This is a genomic window from Amycolatopsis sp. NPDC088138 (assembly GCF_044741685.1).
GTDB lineage: Bacteria > Actinomycetota > Actinomycetes > Mycobacteriales > Pseudonocardiaceae > Amycolatopsis.
In genome coordinates this window covers 1,054,881-1,067,994 of sequence record NZ_JBIUTB010000003.1, presented here as the reverse complement: position 1 = coordinate 1,067,994, position 13,114 = coordinate 1,054,881, and the positions used below count along the sequence as shown (strand labels likewise).

The 13,114-nt window shown below is 71.9% G+C and carries 16 protein-coding genes; 9 read left to right on the top strand and 7 right to left on the bottom strand.

What is annotated here, in order from left to right:
• Positions 1–11: 11 nt before the first annotated feature.
• From ACIOD2_RS20330 to ACIOD2_RS20320, 3 genes are read left to right on the top strand one after another with little or no spacing between them, the layout of a single operon-like run.
• Positions 12–1,379: a PolC-type DNA polymerase III gene (locus tag ACIOD2_RS20330; RefSeq protein ID WP_400540007.1), complete on the top strand. Its 1,368-nt coding sequence runs from the start codon at positions 12–14 to the stop codon at positions 1,377–1,379.
• A gap of 10 nt (positions 1,380–1,389) precedes the next feature.
• Positions 1,390–1,797, top strand: a complete 408-nt coding sequence (locus ACIOD2_RS20325; protein WP_400540005.1) for a hypothetical protein — start codon at positions 1,390–1,392, stop codon at positions 1,795–1,797.
• Positions 1,794–2,099, top strand: coding sequence for a DUF3024 domain-containing protein (locus tag ACIOD2_RS20320; protein WP_400540004.1), 306 nt, complete (start codon positions 1,794–1,796; stop codon positions 2,097–2,099). Before ACIOD2_RS20325 ends, ACIOD2_RS20320 begins: the two co-directional genes overlap by 4 nt.
• Here the strand turns inward: ACIOD2_RS20320 and ACIOD2_RS20315 are convergent.
• Positions 2,096–2,413: a nucleotide pyrophosphohydrolase gene (locus ACIOD2_RS20315; protein WP_400540002.1), complete on the bottom strand. Its 318-nt coding sequence runs from the start codon at positions 2,411–2,413 to the stop codon at positions 2,096–2,098. The genes ACIOD2_RS20320 and ACIOD2_RS20315 overlap by 4 nt on opposite strands.
• A gap of 134 nt (positions 2,414–2,547) precedes the next feature.
• Between ACIOD2_RS20315 and ACIOD2_RS20310 the strand changes: the two genes are divergently transcribed.
• The 3 genes from ACIOD2_RS20310 to ACIOD2_RS20300 all read left to right on the top strand — a co-directional run bounded on the left by ACIOD2_RS20310 (position 2,548) and on the right by ACIOD2_RS20300 (position 6,598).
• On the top strand, positions 2,548–3,468 hold the full coding sequence (locus tag ACIOD2_RS20310; protein ID WP_400540000.1) for a nitrate- and nitrite sensing domain-containing protein: 921 nt from the start codon (positions 2,548–2,550) through the stop codon (positions 3,466–3,468).
• A gap of 88 nt (positions 3,469–3,556) precedes the next feature.
• Complete coding sequence (locus ACIOD2_RS20305; protein WP_400539998.1) at positions 3,557–4,900, top strand: hypothetical protein; 1,344 nt, start codon at positions 3,557–3,559, stop codon at positions 4,898–4,900.
• A 186-nt stretch (positions 4,901–5,086) separates the two neighbouring features.
• Positions 5,087–6,598: a hypothetical protein gene (locus ACIOD2_RS20300; RefSeq protein ID WP_400539996.1), complete on the top strand. Its 1,512-nt coding sequence runs from the start codon at positions 5,087–5,089 to the stop codon at positions 6,596–6,598.
• A gap of 30 nt (positions 6,599–6,628) precedes the next feature.
• Here ACIOD2_RS20300 and ACIOD2_RS20295 read toward each other — a convergent pair whose 3' ends face one another.
• From ACIOD2_RS20295 to ACIOD2_RS20285, 3 genes are all read right to left on the bottom strand, one after another.
• Positions 6,629–6,817, bottom strand: a complete 189-nt coding sequence (locus ACIOD2_RS20295; protein ID WP_400539994.1) for a hypothetical protein — start codon at positions 6,815–6,817, stop codon at positions 6,629–6,631.
• 210 nt (positions 6,818–7,027) lie between these two features.
• On the bottom strand, positions 7,028–7,960 hold the full coding sequence (coaA, locus tag ACIOD2_RS20290; RefSeq protein WP_400539992.1) for a type I pantothenate kinase: 933 nt from the start codon (positions 7,958–7,960) through the stop codon (positions 7,028–7,030).
• A 114-nt stretch (positions 7,961–8,074) separates the two neighbouring features.
• Positions 8,075–8,695 (bottom strand): macro domain-containing protein, encoded by a 621-nt coding sequence (locus ACIOD2_RS20285; RefSeq protein ID WP_400539990.1) that lies wholly within the window; start codon positions 8,693–8,695, stop codon positions 8,075–8,077.
• A 98-nt stretch (positions 8,696–8,793) separates the two neighbouring features.
• Between ACIOD2_RS20285 and pheA the strand changes: the two genes are divergently transcribed.
• The 3 genes from pheA (at position 8,794) to ACIOD2_RS20270 (ending at position 11,082) form a co-directional block, all read left to right on the top strand.
• Positions 8,794–9,702 carry a prephenate dehydratase gene (pheA, locus tag ACIOD2_RS20280; RefSeq protein ID WP_400539988.1) on the top strand — a complete coding sequence of 303 codons (909 nt, stop codon included), beginning with the start codon at positions 8,794–8,796 and terminating at the stop codon, positions 9,700–9,702.
• The gene (locus ACIOD2_RS20275; RefSeq protein WP_400539986.1) at positions 9,699–10,316 is read left to right on the top strand and encodes a histidine phosphatase family protein; all 618 of its coding nucleotides are present in this window, start codon (positions 9,699–9,701) and stop codon (positions 10,314–10,316) included. Before pheA ends, ACIOD2_RS20275 begins: the two co-directional genes overlap by 4 nt.
• Positions 10,317–10,437: 121 nt before the next feature.
• The gene (locus tag ACIOD2_RS20270; RefSeq protein ID WP_400539984.1) at positions 10,438–11,082 is read left to right on the top strand and encodes a DUF4232 domain-containing protein; all 645 of its coding nucleotides are present in this window, start codon (positions 10,438–10,440) and stop codon (positions 11,080–11,082) included.
• Here ACIOD2_RS20270 and ACIOD2_RS20265 read toward each other — a convergent pair.
• The 3 genes from ACIOD2_RS20265 to ACIOD2_RS20255 form a co-directional block, all read right to left on the bottom strand.
• Positions 11,079–11,564, bottom strand: a complete 486-nt coding sequence (locus tag ACIOD2_RS20265; protein WP_400539982.1) for a hypothetical protein — start codon at positions 11,562–11,564, stop codon at positions 11,079–11,081. The two genes, ACIOD2_RS20270 and ACIOD2_RS20265, sit on opposite strands and share 4 nt — an antisense overlap.
• Positions 11,565–11,671: 107 nt before the next feature.
• Positions 11,672–12,022 carry a metallopeptidase family protein gene (locus ACIOD2_RS20260; RefSeq protein WP_400539980.1) on the bottom strand — a complete coding sequence of 117 codons (351 nt, stop codon included), beginning with the start codon at positions 12,020–12,022 and terminating at the stop codon, positions 11,672–11,674.
• Entirely contained in the window at positions 12,022–13,062 is a 1,041-nt protein-coding gene (locus ACIOD2_RS20255) for a septum formation family protein (RefSeq protein WP_400539978.1), read from the bottom strand. Before ACIOD2_RS20255 ends, ACIOD2_RS20260 begins: the two co-directional genes overlap by 1 nt.
• Positions 13,063–13,114 lie beyond the last annotated feature (52 nt).

Sequence of the window (13,114 nt, the reverse complement as noted above, 5' to 3'; positions counted from 1 at the left end):
ACCTGGCGGACGTGATCGAATCCCTCCCGCTGCTCGGGGCCGGCGGCTACCCCGCGCAGGGCATCGAATTCACCGCCCTGGAGATCCGGACGACCGGCCTGCGCCCGGGCCGGATCGTCGAACTGGCCGCCGTGCGCGTCCGCGCCGACGGCGTGGTGATCGGTGAATTGACGACCCTCGTGGACCCGGGGCCCGGGGTGCCGCCCGGCCCGGTCGTCCTGCACGGCATCACGCGGGAGGAGCTGGACGGCGCGCCGTCGTTCGGGGCGGTGCTGGGGTCGTTGCTGAACCTCTGCCGCGGCAGTGTCGTCGTGGCGCACGACCTGCCGGTCCTCACGGCCTTCCTGAGCAGCGAGGCCGCGCGGCTCGGCGCCCGCGCGCCGGTGCTGCCGGGCGTGGACGTGCTGGCCGCCGCGCGGTCCGCCGTCCGGCTGCCCAACTTCCGGCTCGCCACGGTCGCCGGCGCCTTCGGGGTGCCGAGGCCGGGGCAGCCGGCGCTGAGCGGCGCGCGCACGGTCGCGCGGCTGGCGACCAGCCTCTTCGGACGGCACGGCTTCACGTTCGCCGCCGCGCCGGCGCTGCCCGCGCTGGCCACGTTCGCCGAGGGGCCGTTGCGCCCGCGCGTCGACGTCCCGGCGAGCGAACCGGGGTGGATGGCCGAGGCCGTCGACCGGGTCGCTGGCGAGGACGCGTACTTGGACCTGCTCGCGGGCGTCGTCGCCGACCAGCACCTCTCGCTGCCCGAGGTGGCGGCCTTGGCCGCGCTCGCGGCCGAAGCGGGGTGGGACGAGGCCCGGGTGCGCGCGACGCACGAGCGGTTCGTGGCGGCGGTGCGCGCGATCGCGGAACGGGACGGCGTCGTGACGGCGGCGGAAGCGCGGGAACTGCGTCAGGTGGCCACCGCGCTCGGCGTCGACCTCGGCGGCTTCGGACCGGCCGAGGGGCGGAAGCCGACCCGGGTCCTGGTGCTCGGCACGACGGCCGCCGCGGACCGGCTGCGGGCCCGCGTGCTCGAGGAAGGCGTCCAGCTGGCGAAGAAGCTGACCGGAAGCGTCACGCACCTCGTGGCCGACTCGACGGTCCCGGCGAACGAGCCGCGGCTGGGGCGAGCCACCGAACTGGACGCGGTCGTGCTCGGGCTCCGGGAGGCGCCGGTCGCGCTCGGCTTCGAGGCGCCGCCGGTGGTCCGGCCGGCCGCGGCCGCGCCGAGGAAGCTCGTCGGCGGGCGGATCCTGATGGGAGTCGGGCTGCTGCTGATGTTCATCAACGTCATCTCGATGTTCGGCGGCGCGGCCTTGGCGGGCGGGATCGTGGTCGCCGTGCTCGGGGTCGGAGCGCTGCTCGGCGGCTGGTGGCTGGCCGAGCCGGCTGCTCGGTAGCCTCGGTGCGGTGCCGAAACTGATCCACTTGAACGGGCCCACCGGGATCGGGAAGTCGACCATCGCGGCTTCCTACGCCGAACGGCATCCCGGGGTGCTGAACCTCGACACCGATCGGGTCGTCTGCCTGATCGGCGGGTGGCGGGACACCTTCTTCCAGACCTTCAAGGCCGCGCAGCTGCTCACCGCCGCCATGGCCGAGACGCACCTGCGGACCGGGCACGACGTCGTCATGCCGCAGCTCGCCACCCGCGTTGTCGACATCGAGGACTTCCGCGCGGGTGGCCGGTGGGACGAACGCGGGTGTCGACGTCGTCGTGCAGGGGCGCGGGGGTACCGCGGTGGTCGAGCGGATCCACGACTTATGACGAGGTTGTCGCCCTGCTCTGAACCCGGATCGGGTTCACTGGGGGCATGACGGCGATTCCGGAACTCGCGCTGCGGCAGATCGAACGGTGGTGTGCCCAGCGGGTCCTGGGTCAGGTCCGGGTCGAGTGCCGGACGCGGGGGCGGACCGTCACGATCGTGGAGTGCCGTGGGCCCGAGTGGACCGAGCAGAAGATCGCTCAGCTGCACCTCGACGAGTACGGGATCTGGTCGGTGCGCCGGGCGGATCGGGACGGGCAGTGGCTGACCTATCCGGACGCGCCCGTCGCCAGTACGCCGCCGGCGTTGCTGGCCGAGATCGACCGCAACCCCGACGGCATCTTCTGGGGTTAGGCGGGCGGCGGGAAGCGCACTTCGTTGCGGTCGATCTTCGCGTGCGCCGCTTCGGCGAGGTCGACGCCGAGGCGGTCCGCCAGCTGGAGCAGGTACAGCGTGACGTCGGCGATCTCGTCCAGCACGTTCGCTTCCAGGGCCGGATCCGCGCGCCACGCGTCGGACTCCTCGGGGGTCAGCCACTGGAACAGCGAGGTCAGCTCGCCGACCTCGCCGGACAGCGCCATCACGAGGTTCTTCGGGGTGTGGAAAGGCTCCCAGGAGCGGGCGGCCGCGAAGCCGCGCAGCCGCTGGGTCACGTCGTCGAAGGTCACGCGGCCGATTCTCCCCGGTCGTCACGGACCGCTAACGGCCGTATGGCGGACTGGCGTTGACCGGTGAATCTCTCACTCAATAGGTTGACCGTCGTCGGGATGCTTGCGGGGCCAGGTGCTGGGAAAGGAACGTCTTGAAGTACCTGCGATCCGTGCGCGGACGCATGCTGGGCATCGCGTTCGTCCCCGGGGTCGCGCTTGTCGTCGTCGCGCTCGTGATCGCGGCTTTCCTGATCCACCAAGCGGATCGGACGCGTGAGCAGGCGACGGAGACGGCGGCCGCGGCGGACCGGACGGCCCGCGCGGTGGTCTCGTTGCAGGCGCAGCGGGGCGAGGCCATGGCGACACCCGACCACCGGGCTTCGGCGTACGCGATTTTCACCCAGCGGATCGACACCACGATCGCCGGCCTGCGCGACTACGCGCGCCGCGCGCCGGACGCCGAATCCGCCTACCAGCAGACCACCGCGGTCGACCTGCTCTGCGTGGCGGAAGGCATGTACCGCGCCGACTCCCTCGCGCTGGCCGGCCTGGACAGCGTGACCCGGCGGTCGTTCACCACCGCCGTGGCCGCCTACCGGGCCCAGCTGGCGCAGGTCTCCGGGCAGCTCACCGAGACCGGGCGGGAGGCCTACGAGTCGATCACCCGCAGCGCCGAATGGAGTCAGCTGGCCGCGGTCGAGGACGCGCTCGTCGCCGGAGAACCGTTGCCCATCCCCGAATCCACGTGGCGCAGCGCCGCGTACACCGTCTCGCAGCAGCTCGGCGTGCTCTACAGCCGCCAGAGCCAGTACGCCGTCCAGCTGACCCTCGACGACGGCCGCCGCACCCTCGCCGGCGCGCTCGCCGCGAGCACGGCGATCCTGCTCTCCGCCGTCCTCCTGCTGGTCGTCGTGCGACGGCTGGTGGCGCGGGTGCCGGTGCCGGTCGTGCCGATCATGGTGCCGACGGTCCGGACGGCCATCCCACGACCCCGGCACACACGGTCACCGGAGCCGCGTGCGCCGGAGCCGTGGCCGAAAAAAGCCGTGTTCGAGGACTTGCGACGCCGATGACGACATCACGGAGAGTCATGTATTGCTCCGAAAAGAGCACGCGGTTGGCCCACACGCCGCGACGGCACCGTCGGGCAGACTGGTGCGCGTGAGTCCCCACTCGGATCTTCGCCCCTACCTGCGCACTTTGGACGCGGAGACGCTGGCGGACCTGTTGCACGCCCAAGCCGAGCGCGACCCTGAGCTACGACATTCGCTCGAACTGCGCGCCGCCACCCAATCCGGTGACGTCAGCGAGGCGCACCGGCTCCTGGACACCGCGGTGACCGACGGGAACGTCGAATACACCGCGAAGGTCGGCGCGGTCCTCGACACGCTGCAGCGGATGCTCGACGTCGGCAGCCGCGCCGACCTGGCGCCGCTGGCCCGCCGCACGGTCGACGACATCGGCGAGATGTACGAGCAGGCCGGCGACCACCCCGGTGACCTCGGTGAACGCCTGGACCGCGCCGCCGAGCTGTACGCCCGCGCGTGCGCCGCCCGGCCGCCGGACCCGGAGAAGCTGGCCGACTGGATCCTCGAGGTCGAGTTCGACGGCCCCGGCCGCCCGGCCATCGACCTCGCCGAGTTCGCCGCGCCGCTGGGCGAATCCGGCCTGCGCCGGATCAAGTCCACTGTGGACGACGTGCTCGCCGCGAGCGGGCCCGGCCACCGCCGGGACGTGGCCGAGCGGCTGCAGGAGCAGCTGGCCGAGGTGCTCGGCGACGTCGACGGGCTGGTCGCGATCCTGTCGGCCAAGCCGCCGCGGCGCGAGGTCAGCCTCAAGATTGTGCGCGTGCTGCGGGCCGCGGGACGCCACAGCGAGGCCATCGCGCACGCCGCCCGCGCGCTCACGCCGCACAAGAACATCCCAGCGCCACAACCGTCACAGCCGCCCGCAGAGGACGACGACCTTGCGCGGCGCCGCAAGGAGTTCGACGCGCAACCGGGCCGCGAGACCTACGCCGCCCTGCGCGAAGCCGCGACGGACGCGGGCAAGTGGCCGGTCCAGCGCCGGGCCGCGCTGGCCCGCCTGCGCGAGCTGGCCGCCGAAGGTGTCGAGCACGCCGACGAGCTGGCCCGGCTCCTGCTGGACGACGGACGCGCCGACGAGGCCTGGCGTGCCTGCGTCCGGTTCGGGGCGTCGCCGCAGGTCACGCGGGAGCTGGCCGAGCTGCGGGCGACCGAGCACCCGGCCGAGACGATCCCGGTGTTCCGCGAAGAGGTCGACGAGCTGATCGAGCGGAAGGACCCCCAGGCCTACCAGGAGGCCGCCCGCCGCCTGAAGCTGTTGCGCACCTTGCACAAGCGCGCCGGGACACCGGACGAATTCACCGCTTACCTCGCCGTACTGGCGGAAACCCACAAGCGGAAAACCCGGCTGATCACGGAAATCCGCACCGCGCGCATCGCGTTGCCGAAAGCCGTAACCTCCCCGCGCGCGGCTCGTTGACCGGCTGAACCGGTTTGCACGTGCATCCGGCATCGAGCCCGCCAAGGCGGTCACACCGCTTCTGGCCAGTGATGTCGCGGTGGCCCTGTTCCGCCGTCCGGCTCGGCGCCTCCCCGTCGAGCAGCCGGCGGGACCCGCGCCAGGGCCACCGCGACCTGCTCGCCGGCCCGATGAAAACATAAGAACATGAGCCCGGTGAGTCGCGCCCGCAAGAAGGCCCCCCAACCCGTCACGCACAGCGTGACCGGTCTGTTCAAGGACGTCCTGAACGACTTTTCGGCGCTGGGCGCCGACCCGGCGGCGGTGGACGTCGAACTGCTCGCCTCCGAGGTGCTCGGGCAATTCCACGACGTGCCGGTCGAAGACGGCGAAGAGCCGCTCGGCCTGGAGCTGATCGCCTTTGCGCAGCGCAAGATCACGCCGGGCGCGGCCGCGCTGCTGGCCGCGCTGGCCGTCGTCGCGGAGACCGACGTCGAGCGCAAGGCCGCCGACGCCGGCCTGGAGACCGTCCTCGGCCGCGGCATCCCCGCGCCGCCGTGGGCCGGCGGCCTGGGCCGGGTCACCGCGGGCGAGTGCTGGCGCACCGGTGACGTCTACGGCGACGAGTCGTCGCTGCTGATCGTCTTCGCCCACGGCGACCAGGTGCACGGCCTGCTCGCGCTGCTGGACTTCACCGAGGGCGGCCGGGTGCGCGACCTCGTGGTGATCGACCAGCCCGGCGAGGTCCTCAAGGAGATGCGGGACCAGGCCGAAGCCGACCTGGAGCTGGTCGTGCTGGAGGCCGTCGGCCCCGCCGACGCGCACCGCATGATCGCCGACGGCCTCGACGCGACCGACCACCTCGACGAGGCCGACGTCAGCGAGGACTACGCGCGCTTCCACGCCGTCGCGCTCACCTGGTGCCGCGCCCTGCCGGAGCCGTCGCTCGTGCCCGAGGTGTCCGAGTGGTCCGCCGACGAGCGGGCGGCCGTCGTCGAGCAGTTCGTCGTCGCGAGCGGTGAGGAAGCCGACTCGGCGCGCGCGATCGGCGGCCTGCTGCTGGAGCACGGCCTGCGCACCGACCCGGCGAACCCGCTGCGGGTCGGCCCGGAGAAGCTCGCGCGGTTCCTCGAGGGCCTGCTGGGCGAGGAGTACGAGCTCGACGCCGACCACGAGGACGCCGTCGAGCCGGTGGTGCTGGCCTGGGCGCAGTGGGCGGCCGAGCGGGAGGGCCTGACCGAGACGGCGACCGCGGCCCTCGAAGAAGCCGTCGCCGAGTACCTGGGCGAGTACAACGACGAAGACGACTCCCCGCTGGAGCGCTACTTCGGCGACGTCGGCGACCTGTCGCCGTCCGAGCTGGCCGACGCGCTGGAACGCCGGATGTTCGCCGTCCCGTCGCTGACGGCGGAGATCGGCGACGAGGAGGTCGACCTCGACCCGGGCGACCCCGAGCAGCGCCGCGCGCTCGTCATCGCCGAGGCGGACGAGGACGAGGAAGAAGAGCGGCTGGTGCTGCGCGCCACCGTCGTCGACCAGCTGTGGGAGGACGAGCCCGCCGAAGCCTGGCAGGCCGTGCAGCGCCTGCAGGAGGGCGAGCTGGACCGCGTGGAGATCTTCGACCAGCTGATCGACGCGCTGGCGGGCACGCTGCTCGAATCGGAAGAGCTCGAATACGACGCCGACGGTTACCTGGAAGCGCTGGCCGAACTGGGCTGACTCAGCGGATGGGGCCCGCCGGTTCGACGGCTACCTGAGATTTTGGGGGGTCCGGGTGGCGAAGCCCCCGGCCCGGGGCGTAGCCCCGGAGGTCACAGTCTTCCGGCGGCGCTCCTGCAACCGGTCGTCGAAGTCGACGACGAACGTTCCGGCGGCCATCGCGATCAACAGGGCCAGACCGAGCACCGCACCGACCCACGTGAGGATCATCGTGAACATCGCGGGCCTCCTCCCCAGCTCAGAGCCGTTTTCCTGACTCCTTCAGGGTCGCTTCCGGAACGGGCCTCCGGTATCGGCCAACCGGTTACGCCTGGACGCCCCGCCTCGGCCGATCGGCCGAGAAACGAGCGCCGAGAGCGACAACGCGTGCTCGGCCGTTCGCCCACAGTGGAAAAGACGACATGTGGGTGAACGAACGGGGTGACGGTGTCAGAGTTTGCGCAACCGGACGCGGTTGATCGTGTGGTCGGCGTCCTTGCGCAGCACCAGCGTCGCCCGGGGGCGGGTCGGCTTGATGTTCTCCATCAGGTTGGGCTCGTTGATGGAGCGCCACAGGTGCCGCGCCTCGGCGCGGGCCTCGTCGTCGGGCAGGCCGGCGAAGTGGTGGAAGTGCGACGCCGGGTCGGCGAACGCCGTGTGCCGCAGCTTCAGGAACCGCTCGACGTACCAGCGCTGGATGTCGTCGGTGTGGGCGTCGACGTAGATCGAGAAGTCGAACAGGTCCGACACCATCAGCCGCGGGCCGGGCTGCAGCACGTTCAGGCCCTCGAGGATGAGGATGTCCGGCTGCTGCACGACCTGCTCCTCGCCGGGCAGGATGTCGTAGGCCAGGTGCGAGTACACCGGCGCGGCGACGCGCTCGGCACCCGACTTGACCTCGGTGACGAACCGCAGCAGCGCGCGGCGGTCGTAGCTCTCCGGGAAGCCCTTGCGGTGCATGATCCCGCGGCGCTGCAGCTCGGCGCCCGGGTAGAGGAACCCGTCGGTGGTGACGAGGTCGACGCGCGGGTGGTCCGGCCAGCGGGCGAGCAGCGTGCGCAGGACGCGGGCCGTGGTCGACTTGCCGACCGCCACGCTCCCGGCGATGCCGATGACGTACGGGACCTTCGTGCCGCGGGAGTCGTCACCGAGGAACGTCGTGGTCGCTTCGTAGAGCCGCTGACGTGCGGCGACCTGGAGGTTGATCAGGCGGGACAGCGGGAGGTAGACGTCGGCCACCTCGGCCAGGTCGACCTGCTCGCCGAGGCCGCGCAAGCGCAGCAGCTCGTCCGCCGTCAGCGGCAACGGCGTCGAACTTCGCAGTTCTTTCCACTGTTCCCGGTGCAGCTCGACATAGGGGCTGAGTTCGCGGACCCGGGTCATCGCACACTCCTCCGGCCGTCGCCTGCACTGGCGGACGTTCACCTGCTCGATTAACGGTAGGGCTTACGGCCGGTGAACGCGCTGTGATGTAGTCCACCCCCTATCTTGGGGTGATCACCGCGGGTGACGATTTCCGAAGACGTCGTCCCACGCCGCCGCGACCTGGCGGGCGCACGTCGCGGGGTCCACCCCGCCGATGCCGGTGCCGAGCCCGGGCATCGCGATCGTCTCGACGGACTCGCGGACCGGGCCGTGGTCGAGCTCGCCGTCCCGCCACTTCAGGAACACCGCGCGCGCCGCGAGGTAGGGGTGCACGGTGTCGGGCGGCAGCAGCTCGCCGGGCTCCCGCATGGTCGGCGCGCTGATCAGCCACGCCGGCTCGGCCTCGCCCGTCGCGACGATCACGGCCTCGCCGATCGGCAGCTCACCGCCGTGAAACGCCAGTACGGCGCTGCGGACGTGCTGTTCCACGCCGGGGAACGCCCGCGCGTAGACGGCGTCGATGCCGCCGCGCATCCAGCCGTAGGAGTTGGCCGGGCTGACCACGGCCTGGGCGACGACGTCGAGGACCGACCCGCGGTGCACCCGGACCCGGCCGGCCAGTGATTTCGTGGCGGTGGTCCAGGCGGTGGCGAGTGGTTCATCGACGGCGCACAGCACCAGCTCCGGGGAGCGAGGGGAGACCGGCGGGTGGGTGCCCTCACGGCCGGTGTGCGTGCCCGAGTCGGCGGTCACGCTCCTAGCATCGCAAAAAATGCCACCCGGCGTAACCGGTGCCGGTACCGGCTGTCCGAGTGAAAGTCGCCACGCCCGGGCCCCGTAACCTGGGTGTTGTGTCACGGATCGCATACTTCGGCCCCCAGGGGACCTTCACCGAACAGGCCGCGCGGATCCTCGCCGGCGGCGAAGAACTGATTCCCGTCGAGACCGTCCGGCTGGCGATGACGGCCGTCCGCAACGGCGAGGCGGACGCCGCGTGCGTCCCCATCGAGAACTCCGTCGAGGGTGTCGTCCCCACGACGCTCGACGCGCTCAGCGAGTCGACGCCGCTGGTCGCCGTCGCCGAAGCGATCCTGCCGGTGCACTTCAGCGTGCTCACCCGGCCGGGTGACCGCGAGATCCGGACCGTAGCGAGCCACCCGCACGCGCTCGCCCAGGTCCGCGACTGGCTGGAGGCGAACCTGCCCGGCGCGAAGCCGGTGGCGTCGTCCTCGACGGCGGCAGCCGCGGTCGGTGTGCTCCAGGGCGACTTCGACGCCGCGGTCTGCGCGCCCGTCGCCACCCGGCACTACGCCCTCGAAGTGCTGGCCACCGAGGTCGCCGACGTCACCGACGCGGCGACCCGGTTCCTGCTGGTCCGCCCGCCGGGCGACCTGCCGGAGCCGACCGGCGCCGACCGGACGTCGGTGGTGGCCGCCGCGGTGAACCGCACCGGCACGCTGGCCGAGCTGCTCACCGCGCTGGCCGACCGCGGGATCAACCTGACCCGCCTCGACGCCCGCCCGACCCGCAACAACTTCGGCGAGTACCGCTTCTTCATCGACTTCGAGGGGCACGTGGCCGAGCCGCGGATCCTCGACGCGCTGACGGCGCTGCGCCGGCACTGCCGCAACCTGCGCTTCCTCGGCTCGCACCCGCGGGCCGACGACACCCGCACGACGATCCAGCCGGGTGCCGGCAACGACGACTTCGTGGACGCGGCCGTGTGGGCCGACGCCGTCCGCAAGGGGGACCTGGCGTGAGGCTGCTGCTCATCCGCCACGGCCAGACCGACGGGAACGTCCGCGGCGCGCTCGACACCGCGCTGCCCGGCCCGCCGCTCACCGAACTGGGGCTGTCGCAGGCCGCGGACCTCGCCGGCCGCCTGTCGGGGGAGCCGGTCGTCGCCGTCTACGCGTCGCAGGCGACCCGGGCCCAGCAGACCGCCGCGCCGCTGGCCGCGCGGTTCGGCTTGGACGTGCAGGTCGTCGACGGGGTCCACGAGGTCGTCGCCGGCGACCTGGAGGGCGCCACCGACCACGCGTCGATCCGCGTCTACATGGACACCGTGCGGAAGTGGACGCTCGGCGAGCTGGAGCCGTCGCTGCCCGGCGGCGAGAGCGGCACGAGCGTGCGCACACGGATGCTCGACGCCGTGGGCGGGCTGCGCGCCAAGCACGAGCAGGCCGACCCGGACGGGGTGGTCGCGCTGGTCAGCCACGGCGGCGCGATCCGGCTGAGTGCCGAATGGCTGGCCCCGAACGTCCACGCCGACATCGCCAATGCGGCCCTGATCCCGAACACGGGCATCGTCGAGCTGCAGGCGCGGCCCGAGGGGCAGTGGCACTGCCTGACCTGGGTCGACACGCCTCTCTGACCGTCACGAAAGTGTGATGCTGTCACGTTTAGGACACTTTCGGTGGGGAATTAACAACGAGACCAACCTGTCGTTGGCCCGTACGTCTACCCAGTAGCACCACACCAGGGAGGCGATTGAAATGGTTCGGACGAAGCTTTCGCGCTTGCTGCCGGTCGTCGCGGCTTCCGCGGGCGTACTCGCGCTCAGCGCCTGCGGCGGTGGCGGGACCACCCCGGCGGCGAGCACGTCCACGCCGTCGACGTCCGAGTCCCCGACCTCGTCCACGGCCCCCACCGCGACGCCGAGCACCAGCAACCCGGCGCCGGCGTCGTCCTCACCGGTCGCCGCGCCCGCGGACAACGGGCTCTGCAAGTCCGGGGACGTCAAGCTCGCGCTCGGCCAGGGTGACGCCGGGGCTGGCTCGCTGTACCGCTCGCTGGTCATCACGAACTCCAGCGGCAAGCCGTGTGAGATCCAGGGCTTCCCCGGCGTCTCCTACGTCGGCGGCACCGACGGGCACCAGGTCGGCAAGGACGCCTTCCGCGAGGGCACCAAGGGCAACGCCGTCAAGCTCAACCCGGGCCAGTCCGCGGTCGCCGACATCCAGTTCGTCAACGTGCGGAACTTCGACTCCGCGACCTGCCAGCCGACCGACGTCAAGGGCCTGCGGATCTACCTGCCGCAGGAGACGGCGTCGAACTTCGTGGCGGCGCCGGGCACCGGCTGCGCGAGCACCAAGATCCCGGGCAACCAGCTCGCGGTGAAGACGGTGCACCCGGCCTAGAGGCGGCCGCAGATCTCCTGCGCCTGGACCAGGTGCCGCTGCCCGGAGATGTCGTTGAAGTGCAGGCTGAGCACCATCCGGCTGACCCCGTCGATGTGGTCGGCCAGCGGCTGGTAGGTGGCGTTCACCTGGGCCGCCGCCGCGGAGAGCTCGCGCGCGGCGGTCATCCGGTGGAGCCGCTCCGGCGTGAGACCGGGGGTCAGCGACGGCTGCGCGTCCCGGCTCGTGTCGGGCAGCTCGCCGACGCGGTCGAGCGACTGGCACGCCGCGAGGGCGTCGTCGAGGGCGCCGGCGTGCACCCCGGACAGGCTCCAGAGCAGGCCGAGCACGCCGCCGCCGAGCACGAAGCCGGCCACGGCGCAGAGCACCAGCAGCCGGCGCGACTGCGGCACGGGCGCCGCGGCCTCACCGGCGTCGCCGGAGTCGGCCGCAGGCTCGTCGTAGTCGGGCTCGGCGTCGGTGCCGGTGTCCATGGTGCGCATATCCGCCTCCCACCGCCTGGGTGATGAGGTATTTCAGCTCACATTCACCGATCCTGGTGCGTCCAGGCCCCGGCTGAGTCCGATTCGTCATCCAGCGAGGTGCGGGGTCAGCCCCAGCCGAGCTCGTGGAGGCGGGCGTCGTCGATGCCGAAGTGGTGGCCCAGCTCGTGCACGACGGTGATGAGGACCTCCTCGACGACCTCGTCCTCGTCCTCGCACATCGAGAGGATCGGCTGCCGGTAGATGGAGATCCGGTCGGGCAGCACCCCGCCGTACGACGACGTCCGCTCGGTCAGCGCGATCCCGTGGTAGAGCCCGAGGATGTCCGGCGCCTCGTCGTTGAACTCCTCGACCAGCACGACGACGTTGTCCATCGCCTTCGCGAACTCCGGCGGCACCTCGTCCAGGGCCTCCGAGACCAGTTCTTCGAACTGCTCCCGGCTCATCTCGACGGGCATCAGCCGTTCTGCTTCGAGGTCGGCGGCGCGGAGCTCGACGTCGCCGGGCCGCCGCCACCGTCCGAAGGCGGGCCGTCGGCGGGCGGGCCGTCACCCGGCTGGCCGCCGTCGGTGCCCGCCGGCGCGGCCTTGATGCTGCCGGTCACGGCCAGCAGGCCGCTCTTGTCCGGCAGCAGCGCCGCCACCTTGCAGTTGACCTTGGTCGAGCCGGCGTCCCAGCTCTCCTGCTCACGCAGGTCCCAGCTGAGGATCAGGTGCTTGGCGTCGAGGTCGGCGCCGCCGGTGTAGTCCGACGCCGATTTGGTGCACTCGGTGTCGAGCCAGCTCTTCTGGTCGTCCTGCGACGGGTAGGCGTCCTTGAACTTCGACTTGAGGTCGAGGGTCGCGACGATCTCGTAGGAGTGCGGCTTGGCGCAGTCGATCGGGTCGCCGACGCCCTTGCCCTGCAGCGCCAGGCAGGTGCCGGGCTCGAAGGCCAGCGACTGGTCCTGCCCCTTCGCTGGGCCCTTCGTCGGCAGCAGCTTGCCGGCCGGACCCGCCCACTGCAGGCCGCAGCGCAGCTGGCGGTCGCCGTCGTCCCACTGCGACACCGTCGGGCGCAGGAGATTTGTCGTGAGTTTTCCGTACGGATCGAGGTTGTGCCCGAGGTACGGCTTCACGTCGGCGGTGCACTTCTGCTGGGCGATCTGCTGCCACTGCTCCAGCGTCGGCGTCGGCGCGCCCTCCGGGAACTGGGCGCCGATGTCGACGAGCGTGGTCACCTCGAACAGGTGCGGCTCGGTGCAGGCGACCTTGCGCGCGTCGCTCGCATCCGGGTTGTCCCAGGTCAGGCAGCTGCCTGGGGGTGAATGGAAGGCTTCTTCGGCGGCCGCCGACAGCTTGCCGGCACCTCCGCCGACGCCGCCTGTGATGCCGCCGCCCCACGAGAAGACGACACTGAGGGCGAGCGCGATGAGCGCGCCCGCGAAGATCCCGCCCATCACGACGCGGGTGCGCAGCGTCTGCGAGGCGGAGGGGAACCGATCGGCGCTGGAAGACATCGCAGTCCATGATGCCCGCGTCGCGCGAGACGTGCGCGATCCGGGTGGTTAG